Origin of the sequence: Duganella sp. P38, assembly GCF_050859475.1 — a bacterium.
Taxonomy (GTDB): domain Bacteria; phylum Pseudomonadota; class Gammaproteobacteria; order Burkholderiales; family Burkholderiaceae_D; genus Rugamonas.
In genome coordinates this window covers 14,723-35,880 of record NZ_CP193936.1, presented here as the reverse complement: position 1 = coordinate 35,880, position 21,158 = coordinate 14,723, and the positions used below count along the sequence as shown (strand labels likewise).

Below are 21,158 nucleotides of genomic sequence, written 5' to 3'. Positions count from 1 at the left end.
GTCAGAACCCCACGCCGCTGAAGACGATGGCGAACACCGCGTCGGCCAGGATCACGGCGGTAATCGCCGTCACCACCGAGGTGGTGGTGCCGCGCCCCAGGCTCTCGGTGTTGGGCTTGATGCGCAGGCCGAAATGGCAGGACACCAGCGCGATCAGCATGCCGAACACCACGCCCTTGCCGATGCCGATCATGTAGTTTGCCAGCGGCACCGCCTCCGGCAGCTTGAGCAGGAAGTATTGCGGCGACAGGTTCAGCTCCAGCTGCGCCGACAGCATGCCGCCCAGCAGCGCGATGGTATCGGTCCAGATCACCAGCAATGGCATGGCGATGGCCAGGGCCAGCACCTTGGGCATGATCAGGCGGAAGCCGTGCGAGATGCCCATCACCAGCATGGCGTCGAGTTCCTCGGTCACGCGCATCACGCCCAGCTGCGCGGTGATCGAGGAGCCCGAGCGGCCGGCCACCAGGATCGCCGCCAGCAGCGGCCCCAGTTCGCGGATGATGCTCATGCCGAGCAGGTTGACCAAAAAGATGTCGCCGCCGAAGTTGCGCAGCTGCTGCGCCGACAGGAACGAGAACACCACGCCGATCAGAAAGCCGACCAGCGCCGTGATGCCCAGCGCCTGGAAGCCGGCGTGGTAGATATTGGCGGAGATTTCCTTCCACGGCCCGCGCATCGGGTTGCGGATGAAGCGGCCCACGTCCAGCACCAGCTGGCCGATCAGGCGCAGCAGGCCGGTCATGTGTTCGAAGAACAGCAGCACCGCGAAGCCCAGCTTCATCACCAGCGTCAGGCGGTGCTGGCGCGCGCGCGGCAGTTCCAGCGTGCCGGTGCTTTCCAGGCGGTTGAAGAATTCTTCCAGTTCCGGCGGCAGTTGCAGGCTGGCGGGGCGTTTCTTGCCCCAGGCGTTCCAGAACAATTGCGCGCCGATGTGGTCCATGCTGTCGATGGCCGTCAAATCCCATTTGACGTTGCCATCTTTCAGACCCTTGAGGAAAGTGGTGATGGTGGCCATCGCCTTGCCTTGCGCCAGCGCGTGGACCCGCCATGTGCCGGTCGCGGCGACGGCGCCGGCATTCAGGGTCAGGGTAGGCTCTTGAGCAGTAGGCATAACCTCCAGTTTAAGGGAGATTGGCCCGGCCCGCTACCAGAGCCTGTGTCTGGAGTGTGCTGTCTCGCTCTTAAGGCAGATGCCGTCAGGCGGCCAGGCGGCGCGCCTGGCGCTTCGGCGCCGGCGTGGCCTCGGCCGCCGGCCTGGCTTTGGCGCCGCCGCTGTAGTCGGAGGCCAGCAGCGCGTCGGCGTCGGCCTGGCCCATGCCCAGCGTTTGCAGGTAGCGCGACACCATCGCCACCAGCCGTTCCAGCGCGATCCGGTGGGTGGCGTCGGTGTTGGCGTACAGCCAATCGGCAAACGCCATGAAACGCTGGAATGGCTGTTCGCCCAGCAGCACCGGCAGCGTATGGCCGAAGCGGCCCGAGTTGGCTACCAGGTCCCAGTAGCGGGCAAAGCGCACCAGTCGCTGCATGGTTGCAAAGTCGATATCGCGGTTGGCCAGGATGGTGTACGGCGCGTACGGGTCGTACACCATGCCGTATTCCTGCGTGTGGCGGATGATCGGCGTGCCGCGCAGGCGCTTGAGGATGCCGAACTGGATCTCGTGCGGCGCCAGCGCCCACAGCTTGTTGAAGCCTTCGGCGAAGCTTTCCACCGTTTCGCCGGGCAGGCCGGCGATCAGGTCGACGTGCATGTGGGCGTGCGACTGCGTGGTCAGCCAGCGGATGTTGTCGGCGGCCTTCTGGTTGTCCTGGCGGCGGCTCACCAGGGTCTGCACCTCCGGGTTGAAGCTCTGGATGCCGATCTCGAATTGCAGCGCGCCCGGCGGGAACTTGCTAATGCCCTCTTTCAGTGCATCCGGCAGGTGGTCCGGCACCAGCTCGAAGTGGGCGTAGACCGGGTCGTCCGGGTTGGCTTCCAGCTTGTCGAGGAAGAACTGCATGATCTTCAGGCTGGTCTTGATGTTCAGGTTAAAGGTGCGGTCGACAAACTTGAACAGGCGGGCGCCGCGCTGGTACAGCGATTCCATCTCCGCCAGGAAGCTGTCCAGCGCGAACGGCCAGGCGGTCTTGTCCAGCGCGGACAGGCAGAACTCGCACTTGAACGGGCACCCGCGCGAGGCCTCCACGTACAAGGTGCGGTTCTTGATGTCGTCGTCGGTGTACAGCGAATAGGGCAGCTTGATTTCGGCCATCGGCGGCTGCACGCCGGCGTGCACCTTCATCAGCGGCTTGGGGCCGTGCAGGATTTCGCCGCACAGCTTCGGGAAGGTAACGTCGCCCCAGCCGGTAATCACATAATCGGCCAGCTTGACCACTTCCTGCTCGTTGGTCTCGTGCGACACCTCGGGGCCGCCCAGCACCACCACCACCTGCGGCGCCACGCGCTTGAGCATGGCGATGACCTTGGTGGTTTCCTCGACGTTCCAGATATAGATGCCGAAACCGACGATCGTCGGCGCGTACGACAGGATGCGCTCGACAATCTCGGTGGCCTTGGCGCCGATGACGAATTCCTGAATGCGCGTCTGCTCCTGCAACTCGCCCATGTTGGCGAGCAGATAACGCAAGCCCAGCGAAGCGTGGGTGTAGCGGGCGTTGAGCGTGGTCAGCAGGATGGACATGAAAGACACTTAGTATGGCGAAACCGCTATTTTACGCTGTCCCTGGGCGGCCCCATTCGTAGCGCGCCGGCTGCCATGTTACTATTTGACAACCAATTACTAACTTTGCAACCATCCATGAATAAAAAAGTGCTGGTCAGATCGCTCGCCGGTATCGGGCTGGTGGCCGCGCTGGTGATCGCTTACCGCGCCTTCGGCTGGGGCCACATGGGCCCGGTCAACAGCCTCAAGCTGGATTTGTCCAAACCCGATGCGCTGATCCGGACGCCCAGCCTGTCCACCCTGCCGCGCGACCTCTTGACCGTGCCGCTGGCGCGCGACGTGCTGCGCGAGGAATTCCTGTTCTACTACGAGCAAAGCGAGGACCGGCTGGGCCTGAACGGCAGCTTGCGCCGCATCGCGTATGAACATGAGCTTAACTGGGGCGACCAGCTGCTGCGCATGGTGCTGGACCAGCCGGCCGAGGTGGCGTTGTGGCGCGACGCCGACGGTTCGCTCAAGCACTACGCCATCGCCGTCTCGCGCAACCAGCTGACGCGCTTGCTGGAGGAAGCCGGCAAGATCGCGCTGAAGGACACGCAGATGACCGTCGCAGGCAGCCTGCGCGTGGATGGCGACAAGGTGCCGGTGTACGCGCTGAACTACGCCTACCAGCGCACGCTGCTGTTCGCTGCGCACGGCCAGCGGCTGGTGGTCCTGTCGCATCCGGGCATGCTGTACGGCGGCAAGGAGGGCAGGGACGGCGACGACACGGCCGAGAAAACCGTCGCCAGCCTGCTCGCCGGCGACGCTGGCAAGCAGCAGCCGTTCCACCCGCAGTTCCACCTCGACCCGAAGGCGCCGGACGGCCACAGCATCGCCGTCAAGGCGGACTTCCTCTCCTTCGGCTACCAGCCGTTCTTTGGCGCGCTGGAGGCGCTGCGCTTCGATTTCAGCAAGGGGGCGTGGCAATCCGGCGTGCTGCTGAACGCCGACAAGCTGCCCAAGGGCGGCTACGACAACAGCGCGCTGTGGCCGTCGCTGCCGAACGCGCCGGCCGCCTGCTTCGCCGTGCCGGTGGACTGGGCCGCGTTGCAGCCGGTGCTCAAGCTCATGAGCGGAAAGACCCCGGAATCGGTAACGCCGCTGGGCGAGCAGTTGCAAGGGCCGGCGGCGGCCTGCTGGTATGGCCAGTCGCGCCTGCATACGCCGGTGTTCATCGCCACGCGCCAGCCGCAAGCCGGCGGCGACGCCTTGTACGGCAGCCTGTTCGGCTCGGCCATCGGCGGCAAGGATGCTGTGCGCCAGACCAGCGTGCAGGGCGGCGGCGCCCGCTGGGAGCGCACCGTGGCAACAGGGCTGGGCGAGGCCAAGCCGGCGCTGGCGGTGGCTGGCAACGCGGTGATCTTCTCTGCCGACAGCAAGCTGGTCGACCAGGTGCTGGCGGTGCGCCGCAAGCAGGCGCCGGCCGCCGGCGACCTGTTGCCGGACGCCGCCCATACGGTTGGCCTGATCGCCCCGGCAGCGCTGGCGCAACTGATCCAGCGCGAGGCGTTCGCCACGCTGCCGGCCAGCAGCGAGCCGGTGCTGCGCGGCGCCGCCGACGCGCATTTAATACCGCGCCTGGACGCGCTGAAAAAATATCCTCCTTATCGCATGGTGCTGAAGCGCCTGCCGGCCAAGGGCACCGGCTGGGAAGAATTGGAATGGCAGGCGGTGCAGCGATGACAGCACGCCGCACCTGCCTGCGGCTACTGGCGGCGGGCGCCGCCATCAGCGCCGCCCCGTACGCCTGGGCCCTGCGCAATGCCGCCGAAGCCGCGAATGCTGCGAATGCTGCGAATGCTGCGAATGGCGCAAGGCCCGCCCCGCCGGCAGGCGCGGGCGGCGGCGTGGCGTCCGCTGGCGGCCCGGTACGGCTGTCGCAGCAGCAGAGCCGCGCTTTCCAGGCTTGGATGCTGCGCATCATCAACGCGCAGATCGAGCGCGGCCCGTCGCCGCGCTGGACACACCGCGATTGCGCCGGCCTGGTGCGCTTCGCCGTCAACGAAGCGCTGGCCACGCACGACGCCCGCTGGCTGCGCGCCAACGGCATCGGCACCGACCGCCGCCTGCCGCCCGAGCTGGACCTGAGCGCGCAACAAGCCGCCCTGCGCAACCGCTGGGTACAAACCGGCGGCACGGTAGGCGCCTTCGTCACCGCGCTGGCGCTGGTACAGCACAACAGCCGCTTCATCTCGCGCGAAATCAGCCAGGCCCTGCCCGGCGACCTGCTGTTCTACGACCAAGGCGACGAGCAACACCTGATGGTCTGGATGGGCGCCCGCATCGCTTACCACACCGGCAGCGTGACGCCGCAAGACAACGGCCTGCGCACCGTCGATATCAAACAACTTACGACCTGGAAGGACACGCGGTGGCAACCTGCGTCCCACAACCCCAATTTCGCCGGCGTGTTCCGGCTGTCATTTCTGTCATGAAGATCGTGCTGACCTGCCTGATGGCGCTGGCGCTGGCCGGCCAGGCCGCCGCGCAAGAGCGCGAGCCCAGCAATTACACCCCATTCAAGGGCGAACCGTTTTTCCTGCTGTCGGACGCCAGCTACGGCAGCGCCGACGAAGCCCGCGTGCGGCTGGAGGTGCCGGGACGCGACATGGCCCGGGCCAACCTGGAAGCATATTCCGGCGCCGACATCGTGGTCTACCGCGTGCCCGAGCCGATGGATTTCCTGAAAAAGCAGCGCAACCTGCACCGCATTCAGGTGGAAGGCAATTATCAGGGCGAAGGCCTGGCCAATACCCTGAGCTACCTGTGGGACAGTTGGTGGAAGCAATCGCGCCTGGCCTGGCGCAAGCTGTTCTCGGCCGATGCGCGCCGCACCGTGACCAAGGAGCAGCCGCAACTGGCCACCAACGCGGCGATCCGCAAGCCGACGGTGTTTGCCAACCATCCGCAGTACAAGCCGATCAAGGGCATGGAAATGGTAGACAGCTTCCGCTACCCGATCTGGCAGGCGCGCGCGATCGCGCCGCCCAAGGGCGTCAAGCTGGAGGGTTCCAGCAGCGAATTCATCGGGCAGGGCGCCGGCAATATCATGATCCCGATTGGCAAGCGCAAGCCGGGCCTGTACCTGGTCGAAGCCATCATCGGCGAACACCGCGCCACCACGCTGGTGTTCGTCGCGGACACGATCGCCGTGACCAAGGTCTCGCCCGGCCAGATGCTGGTGTGGGCGGCGCGCCGCGACAACAGCGCCGCCGTGGCCGGCGCCAGCGTCGTGTGGACCGACGGCATCGGTGTGCTGCAATCGGCCACCACCGGCGCCGACGGCGTCGCCACGCTGGAGCGCGGCAGCCCGGAACACACTTATGTGCTGGGCGAGGACCGCAACGGCGGCGTATTCGTCTCGGAAAACTTCTACTACGACAGCGAAATCTACAACACCAAGATCTACGCGGTCACCGACCGTCCGCTGTACCGGCCCGGCGACGAGGTCAACATCAAGTTCCTGGGCCGCGAGTTCCGCTCGGCGCGCGAATCGCAGCCGGCCGTCGTGGCGCCGGTCGTCCTGACCGTGCTCGACCCCAACGGCACGCCGCTGCTGTCGCAGACGCTGCAATTGTCCGCCGAAACCGGCGCCGACGCCCGCTTCCGCCTGCCGCAGAACGCCACCGGCGGCGGCTACGAGCTGCGCTTCACTTACAAGGATGGCGTCTACGGCGCCGCCTTCCGCGTGGCCGAGTACGTGAAGCCGCACTTCGAGATCAATGTCCAACCGTCCAAGCCGGAATTCAAGACCGGCGAGGCGGTCAGCGGCAGCATCGCGCTGCGTTATCCCGATGGCAAGCCGGTCAGGAATGCGCGCATGACGCTGTCGCTGCGCAGCCAGCAGAACACCATGGTGGACGGCGAACTGCGCTACAGCGGCCTGTTCCCGGTGGCGCTGAAGACCGAGGAAGTGCTCAGCGACGGCAGCGGCAACGCCACATTCACGCTGCCGGCCGCCGCCGACCCGGCGCGCTACATCCTGACCGTGCTGGCGACCGACGGCGCCGCCTACCGCGTCAAAACCACGCGCGAGCTGATGATCGAGCGTTCCAGCACCATGTACCAGCTGAAGGCGGCGCGCCAGTTCTCCGATCCGGGCCAGCAGGTGCACTTCGACCTGGTGGCCGAGGGCGCCGGGACAGTGCGGCCGGTGCGCTGGGAAATGGTGCAACTGGAGAAGCAGACCAGGACCGGCGGCGCCTTCGATCCTGCCGCCAAGGGCTGGGACGTCAGCTTTCCGGCGTCCGGCTCGTACCAGCTGTCGCTGCGCGACGAGCGCGGCAACCTGCTGGCCGCCGCCAGCCACTGGGTCAGCGGCGACGGCGTGGCCACCACGCCGGGCAGCATCGAAATCGTGCTGGACCGCGCGCGCTATCGTCCGGGCGACACCGCCGAGGCGCTGATCACCTTCTCCGAGAAGATCGACCAGGCGCTGTTCACGCTGGAGCGCGACAAGGTGGAGCAGTACGGGCTGATGGCCGGCGGCGCCGGCTGGTATCAGGCCCAGCGCGTGGCGCCGCGCCAGTGGCGGGTGCGCATTCCGGTCAGGGCAGAGCATGGGCCGAACATGACGTTCTCGGTGGCCTATACCCGCAATGGTGACTTCGTGTTTGAAAACGCCGGCATCCAGGTGATCGAGCCGCGCATCGCGCTGCAATTCAAGACCGACAAGGAGGTCTACCAGCCGGGCGAGAAGGTGACGCTGGACGTCAAGGCCACGCTGGACGGCAAGCCGGTCAGCACGCTGGTGGCGCTGGGCGTGGTCGATGAAATGATTTATGTGTTGCAGCCGGAGATCGCGCCGGAGATCGGCGAGTTCTTCTACCATCCGCGCCGTAATAATGTGCGCACCACGGCCAGCCTGTCCTTCATCAGCTACGACATGGCGCAGGGCCGCGGCGGCAGCGCGCCGGCGCGCCACAACTACAACGAGCGCGGCGTCAAGGTGTTGGAGCGGCCGCGTCGCGACAATATCGACACCGCGTTCTGGGCGCCGTCGCTGAAAACCGACGCCGACGGCAACGCCCGCGTCAGCTTCACCATGCCGGACGCGCTGACCCGCTGGCGCATCACCGGCCGCGCCATGGATGGGCAGGGGCGGGTGGGCCAGCGCACCGGTTATCTGCGCTCGGACAAGCGCTTCTACGCCAAATGGACGGCGCCAGACTGGCTGCGCGCCGGCGATGCGCCGCGCGCGTCGGTGGCTGTATTCAACCAGACCGACGCCACGCAGGCGCTGGAGGTGACGCTGTCCGGCGGCGCGCAGCCGAAGACCGAGAAGCTGACGGCCAAGCCGGGCGTCAACTATGTCGAGTTCCCGCTGACGGCCGGCGGCGGCGCGCTGCGGCTGGAGCTGAAGCAGAACGGCAAGCTGGTCGACGCGCTCGACACCGGCGTGCAAACCCTGCCGGCAGCATGGAACAGCCCGCGCTCGCAGACGCTGGCGCTGGGCGGCGCCGAGACGCCGCTCACGCTGCCGGCCGATGCGCGCAATATCCGCGTCGCGTTTGCGCAGGGCGCGTCCAGCCAGTTCGCGCGCATTGCCGACGATCTGATCGATTACCCGTATGGCTGCGTCGAGCAGACCGCCAGCCGCCTGATTCCGCTGACGCTGGCGCTGCAAAGCGTGGCGCCGGATGCCGGCCAGGTGCTCGAACGCATCCAGACGATGCTGAGCGCGCAGCGCCTGCGGTTGGTCAACATGGCTGGTCCGGACGCGGTGTTCGGCTGGTGGGGCAACGCCACGCAGGGCAACGCGCTGATGACGGCCTACGCCTACTACGCCGACTGGTACGCCGCGCGTGCGCTGCACATTGAACTGCCGCCGGAACACTGGCAGCGGCTGCTTGGCGTGTACAGCGAGCATGGCCTCAAGGATTCTGCCATCGAGCGCGCACTGGTGCTGTGGATGGCGCGCGACCTGGGCTTGCCGACGCAGACACTGGCCGCCGGCCTGGTCGAGGATATTGCCGGCCTGACGCTGGGCGGCAAGCCGCGCGCGGCCAACGATACCAGCAGCCTGCTGCTGGGCGGCGCCGAAGATCAGGAATCGCAGGCGCTCACCCTCGGCCTGGCCGCCGTGGTGGCGGGCCAGAACGGCGTCGCGCTGACGGCGGCCTTGCAGCAGCAGGTGGCGGCGGCGTGGCAAGTGCTGCGCGCGTCGAAAGCGCCGGTGGCGCAGGCCTTGCTGATGCTGAACGGCGACGTGCCGGCCGCGCAAGCCGACGCGGTGCTGGCTGCGGTGAGCGCCGAACAGCCGACGCTGGACCGGGCGATGACGCTGCTGTGGGTGCAGAAGAAGCTCGGTGGCGGCGCGTTCGGCAAGGCGCCGTCGCTGGCGCTGGAGGGCGGCTGGCAAAAGCAGGAAAGCCGCAGCGGCCAGCCGCTATGGCGCTGGGCCGATGCCAAATCGCTGCCTAAGCAGTTGCGCCTGAGCGGCGCGGCGCCGGCCGGCACGGTGGCGGTGGTGCAATACGAAAGCCGCGTGGCCGAGGCGCCATCGCTGCCGGTCGGCATCGAACGCCGCATCCTGCGCATGAAACAGGGCAAGGGCGGCTACACGACCGAGCTGGTCAAGCCAGGCGAGGCGCTGCGCACCGACGAGCTATACCTCGATGAAATCACGCTCAAGCCGGCGGCCGGCGCGCGCCATCGCTTCGGTTTGCTTGAGGTGGCGCTGCCGCCGGGCGCGGCGGTCGAGTCCAGCACCTGGGGCATGAAGCTGGCGGGCGACAAGCCGCTGGCGCTGGAACGCGCGCGCCACGCGGAGCGCCGCGACGGCTACGCGGTGCCGATCGACCCGCTTGGCGGCGAGCTGGTGGTGCGCCACCTGCTGCGCTTTTCGCAGAAAGGCAGCTACGTGCTGCCGCCCACCCGCTACCACCGCATGTACCAGCCGGAGCAGAAAGCCTTCGAAGGCGGCGGCAAAGCCAACCGGACGCTGAAGGTAGAGTAATGCGCCGCCCATCGCCCAGCGCCCCGCATCAGCCGATCGAGTCCCGCCCTGCGCCGCCGGCCGAGGCCCGCTCGGCTCATCAGGCCGAAGCCTGCCCGGCGCTTCCAGCCGAAGCCTTCCCGGCGCCCTCGTCCGGTCCCGGCCAAATGCGCCCCGGGCCGGATGTGCCGCGGCCCCGCCAGTCGTGCCGCCCGTCCGTCCGCGCCCTGATGCTGGCCGCCGGGGCGCTCGGCCTGTCGCTGACGGCGCCATCCCGTGCCGCCTCGCTGGATGTGGCCTGGCTGCGCGACGGTCACGTCACCGTCACCCAGTTGCGCCAGGGCGGCCCCGCACCGCAACCATTCGACACCAGCCGCCAGGTGCCGCTGGCCAGCCTGTGGAAACTATTCGTCTACATCTACGCCACCGATACCCAGACCGCCATGCCCGACTACCGTTGCGGCGGCCGCGACCCGGAGGAGGTCTACTGCTGCGACCCCGGCCAAACAATCAGCCGCGACATCGCCCTGGCCCAATCCTGCGGCCCCTTCTTCTCGCCGCAGCGCCTGATGATCGCCCCGGCCTCATGGCGCGACTACTGGACCCGCCGCCTCGGCGCCACGCCCGCGGGCGACTTCGCGTGGCTGGCCCACCCCAACCAAATGGCGCCCGAGCGCATGGTCCGCCTCGACAGCCTGCTGCAAGCGCTAGCCAGCATCCCCGCCGCCAGCCGCGCCGACGCCGAAGCAGCCCTGCTGCGGGTCGTCCTGGACGGACGCGGCGCCGGCGCCGCCCGCTGGTTCGGTAGCCAGCTACGCATCAAAACCTACTCCTGGCACCAAACCATCAAGAACCGCCGCGAACGGCTGGGCGGCGGCGCCGGCTGGCTGGCCGACGGCACGCCAGTCTGGTTCGGCGGCTTGGGCAGCAGCAGCAAGGTCCTGCAACAGTGGGCGCCACGCCTGGCCGCCAGCCTGCCGCCCGCGCAAGCCAGCGACAACGGCTGCGTCATGGTCGACTACTTCAAGCGCTACCCGATCCGCAGCGTGCGCGGCGCCAACGGCCCGGCCACACCGGGATCGCTGAACGGCCGCTACGCCGTCCGGTTCGAAAACGGCCAAAGCCTCGCCCTGCGCAGCAACGGCGAGCTGCAACTGCTGGCCGGCGCCGACGGCCGTCCGCAACTGCGCGGTCGCCTCGCCGACAATGAATACGTGGCGCGCGTACTCGACCGCGAAGCCGGCACCAGCGAACCGGAAGCCGCCAAAGCGCTGGCGGTGGCCGCGCGCACCTATCTGCACCAGCAGGCCGCCAGCGTCGCCGGCTGCCAGCAGATCAGCGACAGCAGCGCCACCCAGCGCGTCAGCCCCAGCCCGGCGACACCGGCCGCGCTGGCCATCGCCCGCTGGACCGATCAGCTGATCGTCGATGGCGTCCCGGTGCGCTATCACCGCGATCAGCCGGCCCCCGGCGTGCTGGCCTGGACGCAAGCGATGGCGGCCGCTCGCCAGGGCAAGCGCTACGACGAACTGCTGGCCGACGCCTACCCCGGCGGCGCTCTCAGCACGGCCGGCAACAGCGGCGTGCGCTGCCAGCGCCTGACGCAAAACGAAGCCTGGCTGGCCGCCGCCGTGCCGCGCTGGCAGCGGGTACTGCTGCGTGAAGATGGCTATGAAGCCCCGGCCCAGCCACCGCTGGTCTGCGCGCTGGCCAGCGGCGCGCCGTATTCCGAGCAGGCGCGCAACCGCATCTTCATGCGGCCGCTGGCCACGCGCGAGGACCGCATCACGCTGGCCCATGAATATTTACACCTCGGCCTGCGGCGCCATCCGCGCGGTCAGGACGAAGACTACGTCGAGCGCCTGGCGCGCCGGCTGATCGATATTAATCTGGAAAGACTCTCACCATGAAGCTGCGCTGGACTCCATTTATATTTGTGGTATCGGCATGGGCGCAGGCCCAGGTCAGCATCGACGCGCCCAAGGGCGGCTGGCGCAACTCGGCCGGCGCGCAGGAGCAGTATTCACAGCCGGTCAACTACCCGGCCGCCTCGGTCAACCTGCAGCCGGGGCAGAGCGAAACGGCGCAGATTCGCGGCCGCATCGCCGGCAGCCCGAAGGACAAGCCAGCCACCCTGGTAGTGAACGGCGTTGCCATGCCGCTGGAAGTCGGGGCGGACGGGCAGTTTGCCCGGCCCTATGGATTTGGCAGCGGCTCCAACAGCGTCGAAGTACGCGCGCCGGATGGTAAAAGCCGCGCCCGCACGCAATTCGTCGACAGTTACCAGGGCAAGACCCAGGCGCGGCTGCGCGTGGTGCTGTCATGGGACAGTGCCGGCACCGACCTCGACCTCCACGTGGTCACGCCCGAGGGCGGTCACGCCTGGTACGGCAACCGTGTATTGAAGGATGGCTCGGCGCTGGATGTCGACGTCACCACTGGCTACGGACCGGAGATTTACTCGAGCGCGGCGCCGCCGAAGGGCAATTACCACGTCTACGTCAATTACTTCGGCAGCGGCGCGGACAGTTCGGCGCTGACCGTGGCGCGGATCTCGATCATCACCAATGAAGGCACGCCGCGCGAGAAAGTGCAGAGCTTCCCGGTGCCGATGCGCGCTGCCGGCGAACTGACGCTGGTGAAGTCTTTCGTCTTTCCGTAAGAAAGAACAACACGAGGGCTTGACGGGATGCGCAGCGTCCCCCATAATCTCGTTCCTCTGCTGCTGAACACAACGCTTCGCAGCAGTTAAGCAAGGCCCGATCTTTAAGAATTTACAGTCGATAAATGTGGGCGTTTGATGCTGCAACAAAAAGCATTAAATGCTCAACAAGAAATAACACAGTAGTAATACTGTCAGTATTTTGAGTGAGCGAACCATGGTCAGCAATGGCCATCAAACAGAGATTAAACTAAAGAGTTTGATCCTGGCTCAGATTGAACGCTGGCGGCATGCCTTACACATGCAAGTCGAACGGCAGCACGGAGCTTGCTCTGGTGGCGAGTGGCGAACGGGTGAGTAATATATCGGAACGTACCCAGGAGTGGGGGATAACGTAGCGAAAGTTACGCTAATACCGCATACGTCCTAAGGGAGAAAGTGGGGGATCGCAAGACCTCATGCTCATGGAGCGGCCGATATCTGATTAGCTAGTTGGTGGGGTAAAGGCCCACCAAGGCATCGATCAGTAGCTGGTCTGAGAGGACGACCAGCCACACTGGAACTGAGACACGGTCCAGACTCCTACGGGAGGCAGCAGTGGGGAATTTTGGACAATGGGGGCAACCCTGATCCAGCAATGCCGCGTGAGTGAAGAAGGCCTTCGGGTTGTAAAGCTCTTTTGTCAGGGAAGAAAAGGCTGCGGCTAATATCTGCGGCTCATGACGGTACCTGAAGAATAAGCACCGGCTAACTACGTGCCAGCAGCCGCGGTAATACGTAGGGTGCAAGCGTTAATCGGAATTACTGGGCGTAAAGCGTGCGCAGGCGGTTTTGTAAGACTGATGTGAAATCCCCGGGCTCAACCTGGGAATGGCATTGGTGACTGCAAGGCTAGAGTTTGGCAGAGGGGGTAGAATTCCACGTGTAGCAGTGAAATGCGTAGATATGTGGAGGAACACCGATGGCGAAGGCAGCCCCTGGGTCAAAACTGACGCTCATGCACGAAAGCGTGGGGAGCAAACAGGATTAGATACCCTGGTAGTCCACGCCCTAAACGATGTCTACTAGTTGTCGGGTCTTAATTGACTTGGTAACGCAGCTAACGCGTGAAGTAGACCGCCTGGGGAGTACGGTCGCAAGATTAAAACTCAAAGGAATTGACGGGGACCCGCACAAGCGGTGGATGATGTGGATTAATTCGATGCAACGCGAAAAACCTTACCTACCCTTGACATGGATGGAATCTCGGAGAGATTTGAGAGTGCCCGAAAGGGAACCATTACACAGGTGCTGCATGGCTGTCGTCAGCTCGTGTCGTGAGATGTTGGGTTAAGTCCCGCAACGAGCGCAACCCTTGTCATTAGTTGCTACGCAAGAGCACTCTAATGAGACTGCCGGTGACAAACCGGAGGAAGGTGGGGATGACGTCAAGTCCTCATGGCCCTTATGGGTAGGGCTTCACACGTCATACAATGGTACATACAGAGGGCCGCCAACCCGCGAGGGGGAGCTAATCCCAGAAAGTGTATCGTAGTCCGGATTGTAGTCTGCAACTCGACTGCATGAAGTTGGAATCGCTAGTAATCGCGGATCAGCATGTCGCGGTGAATACGTTCCCGGGTCTTGTACACACCGCCCGTCACACCATGGGAGCGGGTTTTACCAGAAGTAGGTAGCTTAACCGTAAGGAGGGCGCTTACCACGGTAGGATTCGTGACTGGGGTGAAGTCGTAACAAGGTAGCCGTATCGGAAGGTGCGGCTGGATCACCTCCTTTCTAGAGTTTGCTTCATTAAGCGCTCACACTTATCGACTGTAAGAGATTAGAGAACAGCAATTGGGTCTGTAGCTCAGCTGGTTAGAGCACCGTGTTGATAACGCGGGGGTCGTTGGTTCGAGCCCAACCAGACCCACCAAGACATCGGGGGATTAGCTCAGCTGGGAGAGCACCTGCTTTGCAAGCAGGGGGTCGTCGGTTCGATCCCGTCATCCTCCACCAACTGCCTTTACGAATGGCGCAGTTATTCGTAAGTGTAGTTCTCGTTCTTTAAAAATCTGGAAGAAGTAAAGTAATTGTTATGATCCAAATGTAGAAATACGCATTTGGATGGGTAATGATTGTAAATCAACAAACAAGCAATAATGCTTAACCTATAAACGCTTTCTCGTTAGTCGCGAGAAGCTAACGTTATAGGGACAAGTGAATAAGTGCACATGGCGGATGCCTTGGCGATTACAGGCGATGAAGGACGTAGTAGCTTGCGATAAGCTGCGGGGAGCTAGCAAACAAGCTTTGATCCGCAGATTTCCGAATGGGGAAACCCGGCCTTTTAGGTCATCACTCACTGAATACATAGGTGTGTGAAGCGAACGCGGCGAACTGAAACATCTAAGTAGCTGCAGGAAAATAAATCAACCGAGATTCCCAAAGTAGTGGCGAGCGAAATGGGAAGAGCCTGTACGTGATAGTCGGACTGATAGTGGAATGCTCTGGAAATGGCAGCCATAGCGGGTGATAGCCCCGTACACGAAATCAGACCGGTGGTACTAAGCGTACGACAAGTAGGGCGGGACACGAGAAATCCTGTCTGAAGATGGGGGGACCATCCTCCAAGGCTAAATACTCGTAATCGACCGATAGTGAACCAGTACCGTGAGGGAAAGGCGAAAAGAACCCCGGGAGGGGAGTGAAATAGATCCTGAAACCGTGTGCATACAAACAGTAGGAGCCTCGTAAGGGGTGACTGCGTACCTTTTGTATAATGGGTCAGCGACTTACATTCAGTGGCAAGGTTAACCGGATAGGGAAGCCGTAGAGAAATCGAGTCCGAACAGGGCGATAGTCGCTGGGTGTAGACCCGAAACCAAGTGATCTACTCATGGCCAGGATGAAGGTGCGGTAACACGCACTGGAGGTCCGAACCCACTAATGTTGAAAAATTAGGGGATGAGCTGTGGGTAGGGGTGAAAGGCTAAACAAACTTGGAAATAGCTGGTTCTCTCCGAAAACTATTTAGGTAGTGCCTCAAGTATCACCATCGGGGGTAGAGCACTGTTATGGCTAGGGGGTCATCGCGACTTACCAAACCATTGCAAACTCCGAATACCGATGAGTGCGAGCTTGGGAGACAGACGTCGGGTGCTAACGTCCGGCGTCAAGAGGGAAACAACCCAGACCGCCAGCTAAGGTCCCAAAGATTGGCTAAGTGGAAAACGAAGTGGGAAGGCTAAAACAGTCAGGATGTTGGCTTAGAAGCAGCCATCATTTAAAGAAAGCGTAATAGCTCACTGATCGAGTCGTCCTGCGCGGAAGATGTAACGGGGCTAAGCCAGTCACCGAAGCTGCGGATATCCGCAAGGATATGGTAGGAGAGCGTTCTGTAAGCCTGCGAAGGTGTCTTGTAAAGGATGCTGGAGGTATCAGAAGTGCGAATGCTGACATGAGTAGCGATAATGGGGGTGAAAAGCCCCCACGCCGTAAGCCCAAGGTTTCCTGTTCAACGTTCATCGGAGCAGGGTGAGTCGGCCCCTAAGGCGAGGCAGAGATGCGTAGCTGATGGGAAGCAGGTTAATATTCCTGCACCGTCGTATGATGCGATGGGGGGACGGATCGCGGAAGGTTGTCTGACTGTTGGAATAGTCAGTTTCTGCTTCATAGAAGGTGCTTAGGCAAATCCGGGCACGTAATTCAAGGGAGTGGGACGAGTGAACTTGTTCACGTAGCAATCGGAAGTGGTTCCAAGAAAAGCCTCTAAGCTTCAGTCATACGAGACCGTACCGCAAACCGACACAGGTGGGCGAGATGAGTATTCTAAGGCGCTTGAGAGAACTCGGGAGAAGGAACTCGGCAAATTGGTACCGTAACTTCGGGAAAAGGTACGCCTCGGTAGCTTGGTCACTTTACTGTGATAGGGCGAAAAGGTTGCAATAAAATGGTGGCTGCGACTGTTTAATAAAAACACAGCACTCTGCAAACACGAAAGTGGACGTATAGGGTGTGACGCCTGCCCGGTGCTGGAAGATTAAATGATGGGGTGCAAGCTCTTGATTGAAGTCCCAGTAAACGGCGGCCGTAACTATAACGGTCCTAAGGTAGCGAAATTCCTTGTCGGGTAAGTTCCGACCTGCACGAATGGCGTAACGATGGCCACACTGTCTCCTCCCGAGACTCAGCGAAGTTGAAGTGTTTGTGATGATGCAATCTACCCGCGGCTAGACGGAAAGACCCCATGAACCTTTACTGTAGCTTTGCATTGGACTTTGAATCAATCTGTGTAGGATAGGTGGGAGGCTTTGAAGCGTGGACGCCAGTCTGCGTGGAGCCATCCTTGAAATACCACCCTGGTTCATTTGAGGTTCTAACCTTGGTCCGTTATCCGGATCGGGGACAGTGCATGGTAGGCAGTTTGACTGGGGCGGTCTCCTCCTAAAGTGTAACGGAGGAGTTCGAAGGTACGCTAGGTACGGTCGGACATCGTGCTAATAGTGCAATGGCATAAGCGTGCTTAACTGCGAGACCGACAAGTCGAGCAGGTACGAAAGTAGGACATAGTGATCCGGTGGTTCTGTATGGAAGGGCCATCGCTCAACGGATAAAAGGTACTCTGGGGATAACAGGCTGATTCCTCCCAAGAGTTCATATCGACGGGGGAGTTTGGCACCTCGATGTCGGCTCATCACATCCTGGGGCTGTAGCCGGTCCCAAGGGTATGGCTGTTCGCCATTTAAAGTGGTACGTGAGCTGGGTTTAAAACGTCGTGAGACAGTTTGGTCCCTATCTGCCGTGGGCGTTGGAAATTTGAAGGGGGCTGCTCCTAGTACGAGAGGACCGGAGTGGACAGACCTCTGGTGTACCGGTTGTCACGCCAGTGGCATTGCCGGGTAGCTAAGTCTGGAAGAGATAACCGCTGAAAGCATCTAAGCGGGAAACTTGCCTTAAGATGAGATTTCCCAGAGCCTTGAGCTCTTTGAAGGGTCGTTCGAGACCAGGACGTTGATAGGTCAGGTGTGGAAGTGCAGTAATGCATTAAGCTAACTGATACTAATTGCCCGTACGGCTTGTCCCTATAACCTTAGCAGGTTATAGCTTTAGAATTGTTGCGTTGATTACGCTCATTACCTAAACAATTACTTGATAAACGGTATAAATCGTTTATAATGCTGTCTTCCAGATTTCATGGCTTCACGGAGAAAGACGTGAATGCTAGTACAAGTTAAAGCTTGATGACCATAGTAAGTCGGTCCCACCCCTTCCCATCCCGAACAGGACCGTGAAACGACTCTACGCCGATGATAGTGCTGCAACCAGTGTGAAAGTAGGTTATCGTTAAGCTAGTTATTAGAAAAACCCCGCTCAGCGTACTGTGCGGGGTTTTTTGCATTTGAGCGATTCATCGCCACGCGTATGAGTGCGTTGGCCACGCCATTGGATGCGACGACGCTCGGCGCGCTGCGGCAGGCTCGCTGGCATGGGCCCTTACCGCGTACTTCCAGGTTTGTGCGAATCGGGGTGGCTTACGCGCCCCCTTGAGGCTTGCATCAGGAGGCCGCCCGCCACAGCGGAATGCCAGGCCGTACACGTGCGCGTTAGGGTGCGCGGCGCCAGCGATTGCCAGCGCCGCCGGTCGCGCATCAGAACAAGCCCAATCCTTTCAGCATCACGACCAGGATCAGCAGCGGCGACACGTAGCGCAGCAGGAAAAACACCACGCCCGTGACTGCTGCATTATGCAGCGCGCCCTGATTGGATAAGGCGCGCTGGAAATTCTCGCGCCCCCACACCCAGCCCACGAACAGGGCCACGGCGATCCCGCCCAGCGGCAGCAGCACGTTGGACGAAGCGAAATCGAACAGATCGAATATATTCATGCCGAACAGCTTGAAGTCGGCCAGTACATTGTTGGTCAGCGCGCAGCTGGAACCCATCACCACCAGCACCGCGATAGTCAGCACGGTCGCCTTGGTGCGGCTCATGCCGAAGCGCTCGTGCAGGATCACCACTGGCACCTCCATCATTGACAGCATGGCGCCGGTCGCGGCCACCGACGCCAGCGCAAAGAAGGCAATCATCAGCAGCTGGCCGCCCGGAATTTGCGAGAACACCGCTGGAATGGTGATGAACACCAGCGATGGCCCGGCTGACGGCGCGAAGCCAAAACTGAACACGGCAGGGAAGATGGCAATGCCGGCCAGCATGGAGACAAACAGATCGGCCAGCATCACTCGCACGGTCGTTGCTGGGATGTTCTGATCATCGCGGAAGTAGGAGCCATAGGTCATCATCGTTCCCATGCCCAGAGACAGCTTGAAGAACGCCAGGCCCATGGCGGTCAGGATCACGCCAGCAGTAATCTTGCTAAAGTCCGGCTTGAACAGGAAAGCGATGCCTTCCGCCACCTTGGGCAGCGTCAGGCTGACCGCGCACAGCAGCAGTAGCAACAGGAACAGCACCGGCATCAGCTTCTTGGTGATGCCTTCAATGCCCTTGGTCACGCCCATCAGCAAAATGCCGCCGATCAGCACCAGCACGCCCCACTGCCACAACAGCGATTGCAGCGGGTCGCCGATCAGCGCGCCAAAGGCGGCTTCCGTCACCTGGCGATCGCTGCTGAGGATGCTGCCCCCTATCGCCTTGAATACATAGGCAAATACCCAGGCCACCACCTCCGAATAGAAGGACAGAATCAGGAAGGCCGCCAGCATGCCGCCGGCGCCGACCAGCCACCACGGCAAGCTCTTCCTGGGTGACAGGGTTTGCAGCGTGGTGATCGGGTTGGCCTTGGCGGCGCGGCCCAGGGTGATTTCGGCAATCATGACCGGCAGGCCGATCGCCAGCGTGGCCAGTAGATACACCAGCAGGAAACCGGCGCCGCCATTGGCGCCGGTGAGAGAAGGGAACTTCCATATATTACCGAGCCCCACCGCGGAACCAAGTGTGGCGGCCAATACGCCGAAGCTGGAACTGAAGCCGCTGCGGCCTGTCGTCTTATTATTCATAGCATTTTGCTGAGGTTTTTGGAGGACGCGATTGTAGCAGTTGAAAAAAGAGGGTTGACGGAATGAATGCCGTGCAGCATAATCTCATCTCTTCGCTGACGGACACAACGATTCGCAGCAAGCAAGCCACACAGTGGCGAGCGCAACGATCTTTAAGAATTTACAGTCGATAAATGTGGGCGTTTGATGCTGCAACAAAAAGCATTAAATGCTCAACAAGAAATAACACAGTAGTAATACTGTCAGTATTTTGAGTGAGCGAACCATGGTCAGCAATGGCCATCAAACAGAGATTAAACTAAAGAGTTTGATCCTGGCTCAGATTGAACGCTGGCGGCATGCCTTACACATGCAAGTCGAACGGCAGCACGGAGCTTGCTCTGGTGGCGAGTGGCGAACGGGTGAGTAATATATCGGAACGTACCCAGGAGTGGGGGATAACGTAGCGAAAGTTACGCTAATACCGCATACGTCCTAAGGGAGAAAGTGGGGGACCGCCTTGGCGGCCTCATGCTCATGGAGCGGCCGATATCTGATTAGCTAGTTGGTGGGGTAAAGGCCCACCAAGGCATCGATCAGTAGCTGGTCTGAGAGGACGACCAGCCACACTGGAACTGAGACACGGTCCAGACTCCTACGGGAGGCAGCAGTGGGGAATTTTGGACAATGGGGGCAACCCTGATCCAGCAATGCCGCGTGAGTGAAGAAGGCCTTCGGGTTGTAAAGCTCTTTTGTCAGGGAAGAAAAGGCTGCGGCTAATATCTGCGGCTCATGACGGTACCTGAAGAATAAGCACCGGCTAACTACGTGCCAGCAGCCGCGGTAATACGTAGGGTGCAAGCGTTAATCGGAATTACTGGGCGTAAAGCGTGCGCAGGCGGTTTTGTAAGACTGATGTGAAATCCCCGGGCTCAACCTGGGAATGGCATTGGTGACTGCAAGGCTAGAGTTTGGCAGAGGGGGTAGAATTCCACGTGTAGCAGTGAAATGCGTAGATATGTGGAGGAACACCGATGGCGAAGGCAGCCCCCTGGGTCAAAACTGACGCTCATGCACGAAAGCGTGGGGAGCAAACAGGATTAGATACCCTGGTAGTCCACGCCCTAAACGATGTCTACTAGTTGTCGGGTCTTAATTGACTTGGTAACGCAGCTAACGCGTGAAGTAGACCGCCTGGGGAGTACGGTCGCAAGATTAAAACTCAAAGGAATTGACGGGGACCCGCACAAGCGGTGGATGATGTGGATTAATTCGATGCAACGCGAAAAACCTTACCTACCCTTGACATGGATGGAATCCTTGAGAGATTGAGGAGTGCCCGAAAGGGAACCATTACACAGGTGCTGCATGGCTGTCGTCAGCTCGTGTCGTGAGATGTTGGGTTAAGTCCCGCAACGAGCGCAACCCTTGTCATTAGTTGCTACGCAAGAGCACTCTAATGAGACTGCCGGTGACAAACCGGAGGAAGGTGGGGATGACGTCAAGTCCTCATGGCCCTTATGGGTAGGGCTTCACACGTCATACAATGGTACATACAGAGGGCCGCCAACCCGCGAGGGGGAGCTAATCCCAGAAAGTGTATCGTAGTCCGGATTGTAGTCTGCAACTCGACTGCATGAAGTTGGAATCGCTAGTAATCGCGGATCAGCATGTCGCGGTGAATACGTTCCCGGGTCTTGTACACACCGCCCGTCACACCATGGGAGCGGGTTTTACCAGAAGTAGGTAGCTTAACCGCAAGGAGGGCGCTTACCACGGTAGGATTCGTGACTGGGGTGAAGTCGTAACAAGGTAGCCGTATCGGAAGGTGCGGCTGGATCACCTCCTTTCTAGAGTTTGCTTCATTAAGCGCTCACACT

General features: G+C 61.6%; 8 protein-coding genes, 2 tRNA genes and 4 rRNA genes. 11 read left to right on the top strand and 3 right to left on the bottom strand.

Going from position 1 to position 21,158, the window contains the following annotated elements; translation table 11 throughout:
- Window position 1: 1 nt before the first annotated feature.
- Together ACRQ5J_RS00135 and ACRQ5J_RS00130 are read right to left on the bottom strand one after the other, a co-directional pair.
- Window positions 2-1,114, bottom strand: coding sequence for an MlaE family ABC transporter permease (locus ACRQ5J_RS00135; RefSeq protein WP_432380594.1), 1,113 nt, complete (start codon window positions 1,112-1,114; stop codon window positions 2-4).
- 85 nt (window positions 1,115-1,199) lie between these two features.
- A complete protein-coding gene (locus tag ACRQ5J_RS00130; RefSeq protein WP_432380593.1) occupies window positions 1,200-2,681 on the bottom strand; it encodes a DUF4080 domain-containing protein in 1,482 nt (493 codons plus the stop codon).
- A gap of 117 nt (window positions 2,682-2,798) precedes the next feature.
- Between ACRQ5J_RS00130 and ACRQ5J_RS00125 the strand changes: the two genes are divergently transcribed.
- The 10 genes from ACRQ5J_RS00125 (at window position 2,799) to rrf (ending at window position 17,635) form a co-directional block, all read left to right on the top strand.
- Window positions 2,799-4,388, top strand: a complete 1,590-nt coding sequence (locus ACRQ5J_RS00125) for a DUF2138 family protein (RefSeq protein ID WP_432380592.1) — start codon at window positions 2,799-2,801, stop codon at window positions 4,386-4,388.
- Window positions 4,385-5,140: a DUF1175 family protein gene (locus ACRQ5J_RS00120; RefSeq protein WP_432380591.1), complete on the top strand. Its 756-nt coding sequence runs from the start codon at window positions 4,385-4,387 to the stop codon at window positions 5,138-5,140. The genes ACRQ5J_RS00125 and ACRQ5J_RS00120 overlap by 4 nt, the downstream gene beginning before the upstream one ends.
- Window positions 5,137-9,663 carry an alpha-2-macroglobulin family protein gene (locus ACRQ5J_RS00115; protein WP_432380590.1) on the top strand — a complete coding sequence of 1,509 codons (4,527 nt, stop codon included), beginning with the start codon at window positions 5,137-5,139 and terminating at the stop codon, window positions 9,661-9,663. Before ACRQ5J_RS00120 ends, ACRQ5J_RS00115 begins: the two co-directional genes overlap by 4 nt.
- Window positions 9,663-11,552 carry a DUF2300 domain-containing protein gene (locus tag ACRQ5J_RS00110; RefSeq protein WP_432380589.1) on the top strand — a complete coding sequence of 630 codons (1,890 nt, stop codon included), beginning with the start codon at window positions 9,663-9,665 and terminating at the stop codon, window positions 11,550-11,552. Before ACRQ5J_RS00115 ends, ACRQ5J_RS00110 begins: the two co-directional genes overlap by 1 nt.
- Window positions 11,549-12,304 carry a DUF2135 domain-containing protein gene (locus tag ACRQ5J_RS00105; protein ID WP_432380588.1) on the top strand — a complete coding sequence of 252 codons (756 nt, stop codon included), beginning with the start codon at window positions 11,549-11,551 and terminating at the stop codon, window positions 12,302-12,304. The genes ACRQ5J_RS00110 and ACRQ5J_RS00105 overlap by 4 nt, the downstream gene beginning before the upstream one ends.
- A gap of 247 nt (window positions 12,305-12,551) precedes the next feature.
- Window positions 12,552-14,080: ribosomal RNA gene (locus ACRQ5J_RS00100) — 16S ribosomal RNA — on the top strand.
- A 62-nt stretch (window positions 14,081-14,142) separates the two neighbouring features.
- Window positions 14,143-14,219: transfer RNA gene (locus ACRQ5J_RS00095), tRNA-Ile, on the top strand.
- Between the two features lie 7 nt (window positions 14,220-14,226).
- Window positions 14,227-14,302: transfer RNA gene (locus tag ACRQ5J_RS00090), tRNA-Ala, on the top strand.
- A 195-nt stretch (window positions 14,303-14,497) separates the two neighbouring features.
- A 23S ribosomal RNA gene (locus ACRQ5J_RS00085) occupies window positions 14,498-17,369 on the top strand.
- 153 nt (window positions 17,370-17,522) lie between these two features.
- Window positions 17,523-17,635: ribosomal RNA gene (gene rrf / locus ACRQ5J_RS00080) — 5S ribosomal RNA — on the top strand.
- Between the two features lie 299 nt (window positions 17,636-17,934).
- Here rrf and ACRQ5J_RS00075 read toward each other — a convergent pair.
- Entirely contained in the window at window positions 17,935-19,299 is a 1,365-nt protein-coding gene (locus ACRQ5J_RS00075) for a sodium-dependent transporter (protein ID WP_432380587.1), read from the bottom strand.
- 295 nt (window positions 19,300-19,594) lie between these two features.
- Between ACRQ5J_RS00075 and ACRQ5J_RS00070 the strand changes: the two genes are divergently transcribed.
- Window positions 19,595-21,128, top strand: a 16S ribosomal RNA gene (locus ACRQ5J_RS00070).
- The 16S, 23S and 5S rRNA genes sit together here with 2 tRNA genes alongside, the layout of an rRNA operon.
- The last annotated feature ends 30 nt before the right edge of the window (window positions 21,129-21,158 follow it).

What these genes read in the sequence shown, in the direction of transcription:
- ACRQ5J_RS00135 (WP_432380594.1), bottom strand. Translation starts at nt 1,114, where the DNA reads ATGCCTACTGCTCAAGAGCCTACCCTGACCCTGAATGCCGGCGCCGTC.
- ACRQ5J_RS00130 (WP_432380593.1), bottom strand. Translation starts at nt 2,681, where the DNA reads ATGTCCATCCTGCTGACCACGCTCAACGCCCGCTACACCCACGCTTCG.
- ACRQ5J_RS00125 (WP_432380592.1), top strand. Translation starts at nt 2,799, where the DNA reads ATGAATAAAAAAGTGCTGGTCAGATCGCTCGCCGGTATCGGGCTGGTG.
- ACRQ5J_RS00120 (WP_432380591.1), top strand. Translation starts at nt 4,385, where the DNA reads ATGACAGCACGCCGCACCTGCCTGCGGCTACTGGCGGCGGGCGCCGCC.
- ACRQ5J_RS00115 (WP_432380590.1), top strand. Translation starts at nt 5,137, where the DNA reads ATGAAGATCGTGCTGACCTGCCTGATGGCGCTGGCGCTGGCCGGCCAG.
- ACRQ5J_RS00110 (WP_432380589.1), top strand. Translation starts at nt 9,663, where the DNA reads ATGCGCCGCCCATCGCCCAGCGCCCCGCATCAGCCGATCGAGTCCCGC.
- ACRQ5J_RS00105 (WP_432380588.1), top strand. Translation starts at nt 11,549, where the DNA reads ATGAAGCTGCGCTGGACTCCATTTATATTTGTGGTATCGGCATGGGCG.
- ACRQ5J_RS00075 (WP_432380587.1), bottom strand. Translation starts at nt 19,299, where the DNA reads ATGAATAATAAGACGACAGGCCGCAGCGGCTTCAGTTCCAGCTTCGGC.